The 12,220-nt window shown below is 61.6% G+C and carries 12 protein-coding genes; 9 read left to right on the top strand and 3 right to left on the bottom strand.

Translation table 11 applies throughout. The annotated features are described in order from the left end of the window. Positions 1-33 precede the first annotated feature (33 nt). The 3 genes from AB5Y85_RS01495 to AB5Y85_RS01485 form a co-directional block, all read right to left on the bottom strand. Positions 34-900: a helix-turn-helix transcriptional regulator gene (locus tag AB5Y85_RS01495; protein WP_213389712.1), complete on the bottom strand. Its 867-nt coding sequence runs from the start codon at positions 898-900 to the stop codon at positions 34-36. A 15-nt stretch (positions 901-915) separates the two neighbouring features. Continuing rightward, positions 916-1,773, bottom strand: a complete 858-nt coding sequence (locus AB5Y85_RS01490; RefSeq protein ID WP_257687920.1) for a formate dehydrogenase accessory sulfurtransferase FdhD — start codon at positions 1,771-1,773, stop codon at positions 916-918. A 108-nt stretch (positions 1,774-1,881) separates the two neighbouring features. After that, entirely contained in the window at positions 1,882-2,790 is a 909-nt protein-coding gene (locus AB5Y85_RS01485; RefSeq protein ID WP_182963480.1) for a nuclease-related domain-containing protein, read from the bottom strand. 313 nt (positions 2,791-3,103) lie between these two features. On the opposite strand from AB5Y85_RS01485, the gene AB5Y85_RS01480 reads away from it, so the two are divergent. The 9 genes from AB5Y85_RS01480 to AB5Y85_RS01440 all read left to right on the top strand — a co-directional run bounded on the left by AB5Y85_RS01480 (position 3,104) and on the right by AB5Y85_RS01440 (position 12,181). Continuing rightward, entirely contained in the window at positions 3,104-3,682 is a 579-nt protein-coding gene (locus AB5Y85_RS01480; RefSeq protein WP_257687919.1) for a DUF3305 domain-containing protein, read from the top strand. Next, on the top strand, positions 3,675-4,274 hold the full coding sequence (locus AB5Y85_RS01475) for a DUF3306 domain-containing protein (protein ID WP_257687918.1): 600 nt from the start codon (positions 3,675-3,677) through the stop codon (positions 4,272-4,274). The genes AB5Y85_RS01480 and AB5Y85_RS01475 overlap by 8 nt, the downstream gene beginning before the upstream one ends. Before the next feature lie 103 nt (positions 4,275-4,377). Then, on the top strand, positions 4,378-6,147 hold the full coding sequence (locus tag AB5Y85_RS01470) for a 4Fe-4S binding protein (RefSeq protein WP_257687917.1): 1,770 nt from the start codon (positions 4,378-4,380) through the stop codon (positions 6,145-6,147). A 9-nt stretch (positions 6,148-6,156) separates the two neighbouring features. Further along, entirely contained in the window at positions 6,157-6,774 is a 618-nt protein-coding gene (locus tag AB5Y85_RS01465; RefSeq protein WP_076491393.1) for a molecular chaperone, read from the top strand. 101 nt (positions 6,775-6,875) lie between these two features. After that, on the top strand, positions 6,876-7,079 hold the full coding sequence (locus AB5Y85_RS01460) for a transcriptional initiation protein Tat (RefSeq protein ID WP_257687916.1): 204 nt from the start codon (positions 6,876-6,878) through the stop codon (positions 7,077-7,079). Positions 7,080-7,102: 23 nt separating this feature from the next. After that, a complete protein-coding gene (locus AB5Y85_RS01455) occupies positions 7,103-9,979 on the top strand; it encodes a formate dehydrogenase subunit alpha (protein ID WP_064335763.1) in 2,877 nt (958 codons plus the stop codon). Between the two features lie 4 nt (positions 9,980-9,983). Further along, on the top strand, positions 9,984-10,643 hold the full coding sequence (fdh3B, locus tag AB5Y85_RS01450; protein WP_005353752.1) for a formate dehydrogenase FDH3 subunit beta: 660 nt from the start codon (positions 9,984-9,986) through the stop codon (positions 10,641-10,643). Continuing rightward, positions 10,640-11,611 carry a formate dehydrogenase subunit gamma gene (locus tag AB5Y85_RS01445; RefSeq protein WP_257687915.1) on the top strand — a complete coding sequence of 324 codons (972 nt, stop codon included), beginning with the start codon at positions 10,640-10,642 and terminating at the stop codon, positions 11,609-11,611. The genes fdh3B and AB5Y85_RS01445 overlap by 4 nt, the downstream gene beginning before the upstream one ends. A gap of 159 nt (positions 11,612-11,770) precedes the next feature. Continuing rightward, complete coding sequence (locus tag AB5Y85_RS01440; protein ID WP_257687914.1) at positions 11,771-12,181, top strand: DNA breaking-rejoining protein; 411 nt, start codon at positions 11,771-11,773, stop codon at positions 12,179-12,181. Positions 12,182-12,220 lie beyond the last annotated feature (39 nt).

Raw genomic sequence — 12,220 nt, 5'->3', positions numbered from 1 at the left:
GACGGGCTGTTTTGTCTGTGGGTGAGTGGTTATTTACTGCGGGCTCCACACCAGCTTGCCGCTCTGGGTCAGGTCATAGCCGCCGAGGCGGGCCGCCAGCTCGCGCCCCTCGGGGGATTGCAGCCAGCCGATCAGCTGTTGCAGCAGGGTGCGAAAGAAGACCCCCTGCGGCATCACCATATCAAAGCACTCCTGCGACAAGGGCATAAAGCCGAGGCCAAATTCGGTGGCTGTGCTCTGGGCGCCGGGCCCGACATCCGCATCGCCGCGGCTGATGGCGGCAGCCAGTTCCCGCTCGCTGTTGACCTCGAGGGTGCGCTCCAGCCGGGTCAGCGACTCCCCCTGGGTTTGCAGCCACTCCTGCAGGGCGCGCTGGCTGCCAGCCCCCTCTTGGCGCATGGCCCAGCGCCAGTCGAGCGCCTCTTTCGCCTCCTTGGGTTGCAGCCCTTGCCGCAGCACCAGCCCCTGCACCCGCCTGAATCCATGAACGATCACCCATTGCCGGTGGCCCTGATACTGCTGCACCAGCGCCGGGTGGCGCAGGTGTGCCTCCTCGGCCTGCCCCCAGTGGATGGCGCAGAGATCCACATGGCCGCGTGCCAGCATCGCCAGCCCCTGGCGGGTGCCGCACGGGGTGTAGCCCACCAGTGCCTGGGTGCCGAGCTGCTGGGCCAAGCGGCTGCTGGCGTAGTGCAGCAGCACGTCGTCCGAGCCTGCCAGCAGCAGCCGGTCGTTCATCACCCCCTCGTGGCAGCTGCCGAGCAGCCAGCGGTCGAGCAGGGAGCGGGGAAACAGCCACTTGCCGGTCGCCTTGGTGGCGGGGATGCGCGCCTCGTTGGCGAGCTGGTAGACCTTCTTCTCGTTGAGATCGAGGTATTCCGCCACCTGCTTCACGTTCATAAACTCGTTCATGACTTAATCCCGCATCCCGCGACCTGCCGAGCTGGGCGCCAGCACCGGCGGCTTCTCGTCCAGCACCATATGGTCGTGACCGCTGAATACCTCGAAATGGCGCCCCTTGGCGCGGGCAATCATGGTGATGCCGAGCTGGCGGGCCAGATCCAGCCCCATCTGGGTGACGCCGGAGCGCGACAGCAGCACCGGAATGCCCATCTGCGCCACCTTGATCACCATCTCCGAGGTGAGCCGCCCGGTGGTGTAGAAGATCTTGTCGTGGCCAGCCTCGCCGCGCATCCAGAGCTCGCCCGCCAGCGTATCCACCGCATTGTGGCGCCCCACATCCTCGACAAAGGAGAGGATTTCGCTGCCGCGACAGATGGCGCAGCCATGGACGGCGCCCGCCATCTTGTAGGTTTCGTTATGGGCCGACAGCGCCTTGAGCAGGGCGTAGAGGGTGCTCTGTTTAAGCTCGGGCGCCGCCAAAACCACCCCTTCGAGCTTCTTCATCACGCTGCCATACATGGTGCCCTGACCGCAGCCGGAGGTGACCGTCTTCTTCTCCAGTGACTTGTCGAGATCGTCAGCCTGCTGGCTGCTCACCACGGCGGCGGCCTCGCTCTCCCAGTCGACGATCACCGATTCGATGGCCGAAATATCCTCGATAAAGCCCTGATTTTTCAGATAACCCAGCACCAGCGCCTCGGGGCGGGCCCCCAGCGTCATCAGGGTCACTATCTCCTTCCAGTTGAGGTAGACCGTCAGTGGCCGCTCACAGGCGATTTGGCGGGTGTTCATCGTGCCCTGTTCATCCATCACCTCGACGGCCATGGTGAGCTGGGCGGCAGCATTGCTTTTGATAAAGGTCGGTGTCATGGGCCCCTCGCGACCGGTTGCCGGGATCTAAGGGGAGGGATACAGCAAGTTTTGTTCCAAATTACTTTAGGGTGAGGTTCTATCTCGGGGTATTTGTGAGTGCCATGTTCAACCGGATTTGGCTACATCCCGGACTTTTTGCTCGACTTGATAGGCAATGGCTTGAATTTGCGAGAGTTCAAGGGTTCCAACGCGAAACTGATGCAGTAACTTTGGCAATGCAGAAGGGTTTACCACATAGGGTGATATTGCTTTTTGCCGCAAATCCACAAACCAGCCAGGTAGAACCAATATGCCCCCAACGGGAATATCGTTGCCTGTGGCGCTATTGAGCCAGTTACGAACCGAAGTGACGTTGCGGCGAACCTGCTCCAATGGTTCTGTTTCCGTATGATTGGGAAAATGGAGAGCATCATTTTCAACCCGAACTTTGAACTGCTTTGCACCATCGTTGATGGGCTTGGATCTGCCTTTGGTTTCTATGACGAATACCCCATTGGGGCAGATGATCAGATGATCTATGTTGAAGTTATCAAAGGGAATATCGTGGTAGACCCGATAGGGGTGCTGAGGGGGACGCACAATGTGATCCAGTTCTTGAGCAACGGCAAGCTCGCATGAATACCCCAGTTTGAGATGCTGCAGCCGTTTTGCTGTCTTGTATGTTTTGGCTGTGCCGTAAGTGAAGATCCCAAGCATCATTATCCCAATGAAAAGCAACACAGGAGAGGTAATGGCCGTATTCTGCGTGTAGTGCTGCAGCAAGATGTAGAACCCTATCATCACCATGACCAATGGAGTGAAGATGATTTGGGAAAAGAGATCTATCTCCAGATCTTGTATCTGTTGCTTAAGCGTATGGCCTGCTGGCCTTAGAAGGTCTGCGGTTAAGGGACTGACGTTGTGTGAACGCAGTTTTTTCCTTATCAACAAGATGATCCCTACTGATAAGAACATTGGCACCAATAACAAGCTGGTGGTCGCCAGAGTAGATACAACAAGCGAAGAGAATTCCATTTCGATCGTCTTTGTTGAAGTGTGACGCTGTAGCGTAGCGGCCCTGTAAGAGTCTATCAATATGATTTTGCGTTAGTTAATTGTTTATAAAGCTAAAAGTTAGACGCTAAATCCTCTGTCATTGCGCCATGTTATGAATGCGCGATCATCCGAATGAGATTCGCTAATCGAGCTGCCGAAACCCCATCCCTCCTTGGCCCCACTCTTGCTAAGTCTTATCCCATTGATGGCCGTGGCCGCCATAAAACTCCTGCCCTGATCCACCCCGAACTGGGTGGTTCATGGGGGAGGGCGGCCCGGCAGAGACCTTCTGATGGGAGCCGTGACAGTGCAAGACACCACCAATACCTTGCCCCCGCAGCGCTGGCTGCAACTGGAGTTAAAGGCCATCGACAGCCAGGTTGGCCGCTGGCAGAGCCGCCGTTTCGAGATTGCGGCGCTCCACCCCGCCGAGCCCGAGGCTGCCGGTGCCTTGCCCCTTACCCTGTTTCGCGATGAGCGGGGGGATTATCGCTTCAATCTGAGCTCCGGCTCGCCCCGCCTCTTTGTCACCGGAAGCCGCGTAGACAGCGGCTTTGTGGCCGATGGCCTGACCCTGAGCCAGACCGTGGCCGCCGCCTATATGGATGGCGAGCGGCAGGTGCTCTCCTGCCCGCTGCCCGACGCGCTGCAAGCCTGGGTGGAGGCCTTTATTGGCCGCCACGGCGAGCTGCTGGAGGCCCGCCGCAAGGGCAAGAAGGGCAAGGGTCGGGCGCAGGATCAGCTGGGTGTCGATAGCCAGGATCAAGCCAGCTGTGGCGCCGTTAAAGCCACCGGCCCCGATGGCCGCGAGCGTGGCAGCGACGTCGGAACCTGTGCCGTAAACAAGGCCGGAAACAGCGCCCATGAGTGAGTTCCTCAAGCGCTGGTCGTCTCGCAAGAGTGAGGCGCGCAAGCATCAGGCATTGCAGCCGAGGGAAGAGGTTATCCCCGAGGCAGTTGCCGCCCCCATCGAAGGCAGTGGCGAAGTTGAAATCTCAGATACTGCGCTGGATAGCCCCGTAGTCAGCACTGACAAGGGGAGCTGTGACCCCCTTGCCGTTGAGGGGGCCGAGAGTGGCGAACCGCCGCTGAAAACGGCTCTGCCGGGCAAGGCCAAACTCCCCGACAGGGAGGCGCTGCGGGCCATGTTTCGCAGCCACAAGCCGGATGGGCTCGACGACTACACCCAGGATTTCAGCCAGCCCGAATTGCTGCCTACGGCCCTGACCGCCGGGCTGCGCAACTGGCTGGTGGATCAGGTGATCGCCCCGGAGAGCGAATCGGCCAATCCGGCCAGCGGATCCGCTGAACCGGTGGCGCTTGCCAGCGAACCTGCCGCCGAGCCGCCCGAGCTGGCTGATAACCATTCTCAAACCCACACCGATGATCGGGACATTTTGGTTTCCTCTGGTGGACAAAATGTCCCAACCAAAGGTGGGGGAATGGAACCCTCAGGATCCTGACTCCCTGTCAGTCACTTTTTTTCCGGGGGAGTTGGCTCGCCTCTTGCTCTCTCGGCTTACCAACAAGCGCCCATCCCATGAGGTGGCGCGCGCAGGAGCGTATGTGAGCACTGAACAAACATTGCCAAATCTGAGCCCAAATCTGACCCACGAGGCGGGGGAGGCGGGGGCAGCCGCGCATAACGCGCGCGCTCGCGCCTATGCCCTGCAGCATACGGTCAAGACCGACAACCTGATCCCGGCCACTGTCTCTTACCAGAGTCAGGGGCGCCTGCTGCTGGTCGGCCCGGAAGATCGCATTCGCCGCGCTGCTAGCCTGCTGCCCGCCGGGGTGAAGCCCACCCTGCTGGTGACCGAAGCGGTCCACGATGCAGAGGTGGCCGATCTCGAAACCATTTTCGATGCCACGGCATCCCTCGCGGCCCTGACCCTGCGCGAACCGGGCCTGACAGGGTATCTGGGGCAGTTCCAGCTCATTGGCCTCAATGGGCAGGGGGATCGGGTTAACCTGGCGGCGCTTTGCTTCCCACAACAAGGCTTTCCACACCAAGCGGCTGCTGTTAGTGAACAGCCACGCGAACCGCACTTTGATCTGGTGGCCGATCTGGGCCGCGCCCCGCTCTTTGCACTGGAGCGCCCGCCGGTTGGCTATCTGCATCTGGCCGATGATCAAGGGCTGGCCGAACGGCTTGCCGAGATCTGCGCACTGACCGGTATCTTCGACAAGCCACGCTATTTTCGCCTCGACCCCGAGGCCTGCGCCTTTACCGCCCGCGGCGTGCCGGGTTGCAGCCGCTGCCTCGATGTCTGTCCGACCGATGCCCTCAAGCCCATCAATGGTCGCATCCAGATCGATCCCCATCTCTGTCAGGGCTTCGGTAGCTGCGCCTCTGCCTGTCCGACCGGGGCGATTGCCTATCACCAGCCCGATGCCAACACCAGCGGCGACTATCTGTTCCGATTGCTCAAGCACTACCGGGAGGCGGGCGGCGAAGCGCCCCAGTTACTGATCGCCGGTGAAAACGAGCGCGAATGGGTGGAATCCGAACTCACCCGCCTGCCCGCCAATTGGCTGCCGGTCTGGGTGGAGGAGAGCGCGAGTTTAGGCATCGAAAGCTGGTTCGCCGCCCTTGCCTATGGCGCCAGCGCGGTGAGCATTGCGCTGGGTGACGATGCCCCCGCAAGCGTGCGGGCACTGGTTGAGCGGGAACTGGCCAGCGCCGCCGTGCTGTTGGCGGGTGCCGGTCTTGCTGCCGATCGCATTGCTCTGTTTAACGGCGATGCCGAAATGGATGAGTCTCTTTACGCGCAGCCAGCCGTTGCCCTGTTGGAGAAGCCGCTGAAAGGAGACAAACGGGAAAACCTGTTTGCCGCCTTCGATGCCCTCTGGCAGGCCAATGAGGGGAGCTGCGAGCCGCTGGCGGTGCCCCATGGCGCCCAATACGGCAGTGTGGAACTCAAAGAGTCTGACTGCACCCTCTGCATGGGTTGCGTGGCGGTCTGCCCGAGCCGTGCCCTGCATGCGGTGGGGCACACTCCGGGTCTCAACTTTATCGAGCAGGATTGCATCCAGTGCGGCATGTGCGAAAAGGCGTGCCCCGAGCAGGCCATCGTACTGATGCCCCGCCTGCAACCCGTGCCCGAGGCGCGCCGCGCCGTGCAGAGCCTCAAAGCCGAAGAGGCGGCCTGCTGCATTCGTTGCGGCAAGCCGTTCGCGCCCGCCTCGATGATCCGCCGCATCCAGCAAAAACTGGCCGGTCACTCCCACTTCCAGAACGAGGCCGCCCAGCGGCTGCTGATGTGCGAGGACTGTCGGGTCAAGGATGTGTTTGCGGCGCTGGCGGCGGATCCCGTCTCCCAGCTCAAGGTGTGAGGGCCAGTGATGAGTGAACAACATAACGAAAAGGCTGGCGAACTGACCATGACCGAACTGGAACAGAGCAGCGCCGATCTCTACGCCCTGCTGGCAAGCCTCTGGCGTGCCGCCCCCCGTGGCGAACAGCTCGCCTGGCTGCAAGGGTTGCAGGCTATGCCTGGCCCCTTTGCCAGAGGGCTCGGGCTGGTGCAGCTGGCGGCCAGTAGCCACCACGAAAACGAGCTTGCCGAGGAGTATCAGGATCTCTTTATCGGGCTGGGGCGCGGAGAGATTGTGCCGTTTGCCTCCTGGTATCTCACCGGCTCATTGATGGAGCTGCCGCTGGCGGTACTGCGCGCAGACCTCCAGTCCCTCGGTTTTGAGCGCCAGAGCGGAGTGTGCGAACCGGAAGATCATCTCGCCGCCCTCTGTGAGGTGATGGCGGTACTGATTGGCGAGCAACACCCGGAGCGCAACCGCTTCTATGAGCGCCACCTTGCCCCCTGGGTACTCGCCTGCTGCCGCGATCAGCAACAGGCGAAAGGGGGCAGCTTCTACCGGGCGGTCGGGGCCCTTGCCGAAGATTTCTTCAAGCTGGAAAACGAATTGCGCCTGCCGTTTGGCGCCTGCGTGGTGCCGGGCTGAATGCCCCGAACCACCCACAACAAAACGAACAGACGAGATATCCCATTGGACGCGAAGCTGGCGTGCAGGCGCCGGCAAGAACAACAACAGAGGTCACAAGAATGAGCGATGAACAGCTGAAAGACCCGTCCCGCCGCAATCTGATCAAGGGAGTTGGCGTGGTCGCCACCATAGGCGTGCTGGCCGGTGCCACCGGTCGGGTGGTGGGCAAAGAGGTGCTGACCCAGGACACCGAGCCTGACAAGGGCTATCGGGAGACCCCCCATGTTCACGACTTTTATCGCACCCTGCGCGGCACCGACTGAGCCGGATCAGTGAAGGAGAACTCATGAAACTGACAAAACGTGCCGAGCTGCCCCAGGCGGGCGAGCAGGGCAATGAGGCCATTCGCGGTCAGGGGCTGACCCGTCGCGCCTTTATGGTCAACTCCGGTCTGGTGGCCGGTGGCGCCGTGGCCGCCGGTTGGCTGGCCCCGGCCATGATGCAGCGGGCCGAGGCCAAAACCGTGGCGGCCGGGGTGCCGGTCGAGGTGAAGCGCACCATCTGTTCCCACTGCTCGGTGGGCTGCGGCGTCTATGCCGAGGTGCAGAACGGCGTCTGGACCGGTCAGGAGCCGGCCTTTGATCACCCCTTCAACCTTGGCGGCCATTGCGCCAAGGGGGCTGCCCTGCGCGAGCACGGCCACGGTGAGCGTCGCCTCAAGTACCCGATGAAGCTGGTGGGTGGCAAGTGGCAGCGCATCAGCTGGGATCAGGCCATCGAAGAGGTGGGCAACGAGGTGCTGCGCCTGCGCAAGGAGTCCGGCCCCGACAGCGTCTACTGGCTCGGCTCCGCCAAGCACTCCAATGAGCAGGCTTATCTGTTTCGCAAGATGGCCTCCCTGTGGGGCACCAACAACGTGGATCACCAGGCGCGGATCTGCCACTCCACCACGGTGGCTGGCGTCGCCAACACCTGGGGCTACGGCGCCATGACCAACAGCCTGAACGACATGCACAACAGCAAGTCGATCATGTTTATCGGCTCCAACCCGGCGGAGGCCCACCCGGTCGCCATGCAGCACATCCTGCTGGCGAAAGAGCGCAACGGCTGCAAGATCCTGGTGGTCGACCCGCGCCGCACCCGCACCGCCGCCAAGGCGGACATGTACCTCTCCCTGCGCCCGGGCACCGACGTCGCTTTTATCTGGGGCATGCTCTGGCACATCTTCAAGAATGGCTGGGAAGATAAAGAGTTTATCCGCACCCGCGTCTATGGCATGGACGAGGTGCAAAAAGAGGTGGCGCGCTGGACCCCGGCGGAAGTGGAGCGGGTAACCGGCCTCAACGAACAGCAGGTCTATGGCGCTGCCAAGCTGCTGGCCGACAACCGCCCCGGCTGCGTGGTCTGGTGCATGGGCGGTACCCAGCACACCACCGGCAACAACAATACCCGTGCCTACTGCATCCTCGAACTGGCCCTCGGCAACGTGGGCAAGAGCGGGGCGGGTACCAACATCTTCCGCGGTCACGACAACGTGCAGGGGGCCACTGACTTTGGCGTCACCTCCGACTCTCTGCCCGGCTACTACGGGCTGGAAGAGGGCTCCTGGAAGCACTGGGCCCGGGTGTGGGATGTCGATTACGAGTGGATCAAGGCCCGCTTCGACAACAAGGCCTACAACGGCAAGCTGCCGATGAACAACAATGGCATTCCGGTCTCCCGCTGGGTGGACGGTGTGCTGGAGAACGCCGATCTCATCGAGCAGGGCTCCAACATCCGCGCCATGTTCTACTGGGGCCATGCGGTCAACTCCCAGACCCGCGGCCCGGAAATGAAGAAGGCGATGCAAAAGCTCGACATGATGGTGATTGTCGACCCGTACCCCACCGTCGCCTCGGTGATGAACGATCGCACCGACGGCGTCTACCTGCTGCCGGCCACCACCCAGTTCGAGACCTATGGTTCCGTCACCGCCACCAACCGCTCCATGCAGTGGCGCGATAAGGTGATTGAGCCTCTGTTCGAATCCAAGGTCGATCACGAGATCATGTATCTGCTGAGCAAGAAGCTTGGCTTTGCCGACCAGCTGTTCAAGCACATCAAGGTGGAGAACAACCAGCCGCTCTTGGAAGACATCACCCGCGAGTACAACCGCGGCATGTGGAGCGTGGGCTACACCGGCCAGAGCCCGGAGCGGCTCAAGGCGCACCAGCAGAACTGGCACACCTTCCACAAGACCAACCTCAAGGCCGAAGGCGGCCCGGTCAGCGGCGAAGTGTATGGTCTGCCCTGGCCCTGCTGGGGCACCCCTGAGATGAAGCATCCCGGCAGCCACATCCTCTACGACACCAGCATTCCGGTATCGGAAGGGGGCGGCGGTTTCCGCGCCCGCTTCGGCATCGAGTATCAGGGCGTCTCGCTGCTCGCCGAAGACTCTTGGCCGAAAGGGAGCGAGGTGGAAGACGGTTATCCCGAGATCACTGCCGACCTGATGAAACAGCTTGGCTGGTGGGATGAGCTGACCGAGGCCGAGAAGAAAGAGGCCGAGGGCAAGAACTGGAAGACTGACCTCTCCGGCGGTATCCAGCGGGTCGCCATCAAGCACGGCTTCGTCCCTTACGGCAACGCCAAGGCGCGCTGCGTGGTGTGGACCTTCCCGGATCAGGTGCCCAAGCACCGCGAGCCGCTCTACACCCCGCGCCGCGACTTGCTGGCCGACTACGCCACCTGGCCTGATTCGAAGAGCCTATGGCGCCTGCCGACCCAGTACGCCTCGGTGCAGGAGAAGGATGTCAGCAAGGAGTTCCCCATCATCCTCACCTCCGGCCGTCTGGTCGAATACGAGGGGGGCGGCGACGAGACCCGCTCCAACCCCTGGCTGGCTGAATTGCAGCAGGAGATGTTCGTCGAGATGAACCCGGCGGATGCCAATGACGTCGGCGTGCGCGACGGTCAGGATGTGTGGGTCGAGGGGCCGGAAGGGGGCCGGGTCAAGGTGAAGGCACTGGTGACCCCGCGGGTCAAACCGGGGCTCGCCTTTATGCCGTTCCACTTCGGCGGCCACTTCGAGGGCAAGGATCTGCGATCCAAATATCCGGAAGGGTCTGACCCCTATGTGCTGGGGGAGTCGGTCAACATAGTTACCACCTATGGTTATGACCCGGTCACCCAGATGCAGGAGACCAAGGTCACCCTGTGCCGTTTTCGCAAAGTAGGAGCCTGATCCCATGGCCAGAATGAAATTCATGTGTGACACCAAGCGCTGCATCGAGTGCAACGGCTGTGTGACGGCGTGCAAGAACGAGAACGACGATGCCCTCGAGTGGGGCATCCAGCGTCGCCGGGTGGTAACCCTCAACGACGGCCTGCCGGGAGAGACCTCCATCTCGGTCGCCTGCATGCACTGCACTGATGCCCCCTGCATGGCGGTCTGCCCGGCCGACTGCTTCTATCACACCGACGACGGCATAGTGCTGCACAACAAGGATCTCTGCATCGGTTGCGGCTACTGCCTGTTCGCCTGCCCGTTTGGTGCCCCCCAGTTCCCGAAGACCGCCGCCTTTGGCGATCGGGGCAAGATGGACAAGTGCACCTTCTGCGCCGGCGGCCCGGAAGAGGATCACAGCGAGGCGGAGCGCCAGAAGTACGGTGCCAACCGCATCGCCGAGGGCAAGCTGCCCATGTGTGCCGAGCTCTGCTCCACCAAGGCGCTGTTGGCGGGGGATGCGCAGGTTATCTCTGATATCTTCCGCGAGCGGGTCGCCTATCGCGGCGCCCCTCATGCAGCTTGGGGGGCTGATGAACAGGCACTCTATCGCGACGCCAGCAAACCTCACGATGGCAGAGGCAAGGGGCTCAAGCTTGGCAAGCAGGAGGATGGCCAATGAGACACTGGCTGACAGCGCTGCTGACGGCCTTGCTGCTGTTCAGCGCGCCCAGCTTCGCTGATGCGCAGAAAGAGGCGGTCGGCTTTGCCGGCGCCGATTATTGGCGGGCGGTGAAGGATGGGCAGGAGGGGGTGACCACCTCCCGCTCGCCGGAGCACGGGGTGCTGATCTCGGTGCCGGGCCAGCTCTGGTTCGAGGTGAAGACCAAGTGGGTGTCGCCGCTCGGCGCCATCGCCATTTTCGGGTCGCTCGCCATGTGTGGCCTGATGTATCTGGTGGTGGGGCAGACCAAGCTCTCCAAACCGCGCACCGGGCGCAAGCTCAAGCGCTGGAGCAGGCTGGATCGGGCGCTGCACTGGACTACGGCGGCCATGTTTCTGACCCTCTCCGGGTCGGGGCTGGCCATCATCTACGGCAAGTACTTCATCAAGCCGGTGGTGAGTCTCGGGGTGTGGGAGAACTGGATCTGGTTTGCCAAGGTGTTCCACAACTACGTGGGGCCGCTCTTCTTCCTCTGCCTGATGGGGGTACTCATCAAGTGGTTCCGCCACAACATCGTCAACATGGTGGATGTGCAGTGGTTCATGAAGTTTGGTGGCATGCTTGGCAAGCACAAGGGAAGTCACCCCTCGGCGGGCTTCTCCAACGGCGGCGAGAAGGCGATCTTCTGGTTGCTCATCTGGTTTGGCGGCATTGTGGTGGCGACCGGGCTGTTCCTCGACTTCCCCATCTTCGGCCAGCTGCGCCGCCAGATGGAGTGGGCCAGCTTCATCCATATCGTCGGAGCGCTGATCCTTATCTGCGGCTTTATCTTCCATATCTACATGGGTCTGTTCCAGCTGGAAGGGGCGCTGGAGGGGATGGTGACCGGCGAGGTGGACGAGACCTGGGCCAAGGAGCACCATGACCTCTGGTATGAAGAGGTGAAACACACCCTCGATGAGCCCAAGGTGGGCAAATCAAGCTGATGGTCGACAAAGAGTAAAGGGAAGGGGCGCTGCGGCGCCCCTTTTGATGGCGGGTCGATCGTGATGGCAAATTGATTGAGCGATGCCGCAAACGGCGATGGTTTTTTGGGCCACCTTGAGCAACAGTAACAGGGGTTCCATTCACACAAGGGATGACAAATGATGAGAAAAGCATGGCTGGCAGCGGTATGTGCATCTGCGCTCTTCGGTGGTATTGCGGGCGTGGCGCAGGCGGCTGACGGGATCAAGGCCCAGCAGGTGCAGTTCAAGAAGGGGGAGTCAGGGGCAACCATCAACGGCACCATTCAAGGTAGCCAGACCCTCGATTACAAGCTGACGGCCAACAAGGGCCAGAGCATGGTGGTGATCCTGACCGGCAAGCCCTACTTCAATATTCTGCCGCCGGGCAGCAAGGGGGAGGCGATGTTTATCGGCTCTACGGAAGGGAACAACTTTGAGGCGACCCTGCCTGCCAAGGGCACTTATACCATTCGGGTCTACCAGATGGGGGCGGCCGAGAGCAGCAAGGCCAAGACGCCGTTCAAGCTGGAGGTGGGCATCAGCGGCTAATGCCGGCCGCTGACAAGCGTCACAGAGGTGGCGGCCACA

It is taken from the genome of Aeromonas sp. R3-1, assembly GCF_040908345.1.
GTDB classification, from domain to species: domain Bacteria; phylum Pseudomonadota; class Gammaproteobacteria; order Enterobacterales; family Aeromonadaceae; genus Aeromonas; species Aeromonas veronii.
This window is presented reverse-complemented; position numbering and strand designations above follow the sequence as displayed.

Excerpts from the sequence above, each read along its gene's own strand:
- AB5Y85_RS01495 (WP_213389712.1), bottom strand. The coding sequence starts at position 900 with ATGAACGTGAAGCAGGTGGCGGAATACCTCGATCTCAACGAGAAGAAG.
- AB5Y85_RS01490 (WP_257687920.1), bottom strand. The coding sequence starts at position 1,773 with ATGACACCGACCTTTATCAAAAGCAATGCTGCCGCCCAGCTCACCATG.
- AB5Y85_RS01485 (WP_182963480.1), bottom strand. The coding sequence starts at position 2,790 with ATGGAATTCTCTTCGCTTGTTGTATCTACTCTGGCGACCACCAGCTTG.
- AB5Y85_RS01480 (WP_257687919.1), top strand. The coding sequence starts at position 3,104 with ATGGGAGCCGTGACAGTGCAAGACACCACCAATACCTTGCCCCCGCAG.
- AB5Y85_RS01475 (WP_257687918.1), top strand. The coding sequence starts at position 3,675 with ATGAGTGAGTTCCTCAAGCGCTGGTCGTCTCGCAAGAGTGAGGCGCGC.
- AB5Y85_RS01465 (WP_076491393.1), top strand. The coding sequence starts at position 6,157 with ATGAGTGAACAACATAACGAAAAGGCTGGCGAACTGACCATGACCGAA.
- AB5Y85_RS01460 (WP_257687916.1), top strand. The coding sequence starts at position 6,876 with ATGAGCGATGAACAGCTGAAAGACCCGTCCCGCCGCAATCTGATCAAG.
- AB5Y85_RS01455 (WP_064335763.1), top strand. The coding sequence starts at position 7,103 with ATGAAACTGACAAAACGTGCCGAGCTGCCCCAGGCGGGCGAGCAGGGC.
- fdh3B (WP_005353752.1), top strand. The coding sequence starts at position 9,984 with ATGGCCAGAATGAAATTCATGTGTGACACCAAGCGCTGCATCGAGTGC.
- AB5Y85_RS01445 (WP_257687915.1), top strand. The coding sequence starts at position 10,640 with ATGAGACACTGGCTGACAGCGCTGCTGACGGCCTTGCTGCTGTTCAGC.
- AB5Y85_RS01440 (WP_257687914.1), top strand. The coding sequence starts at position 11,771 with ATGATGAGAAAAGCATGGCTGGCAGCGGTATGTGCATCTGCGCTCTTC.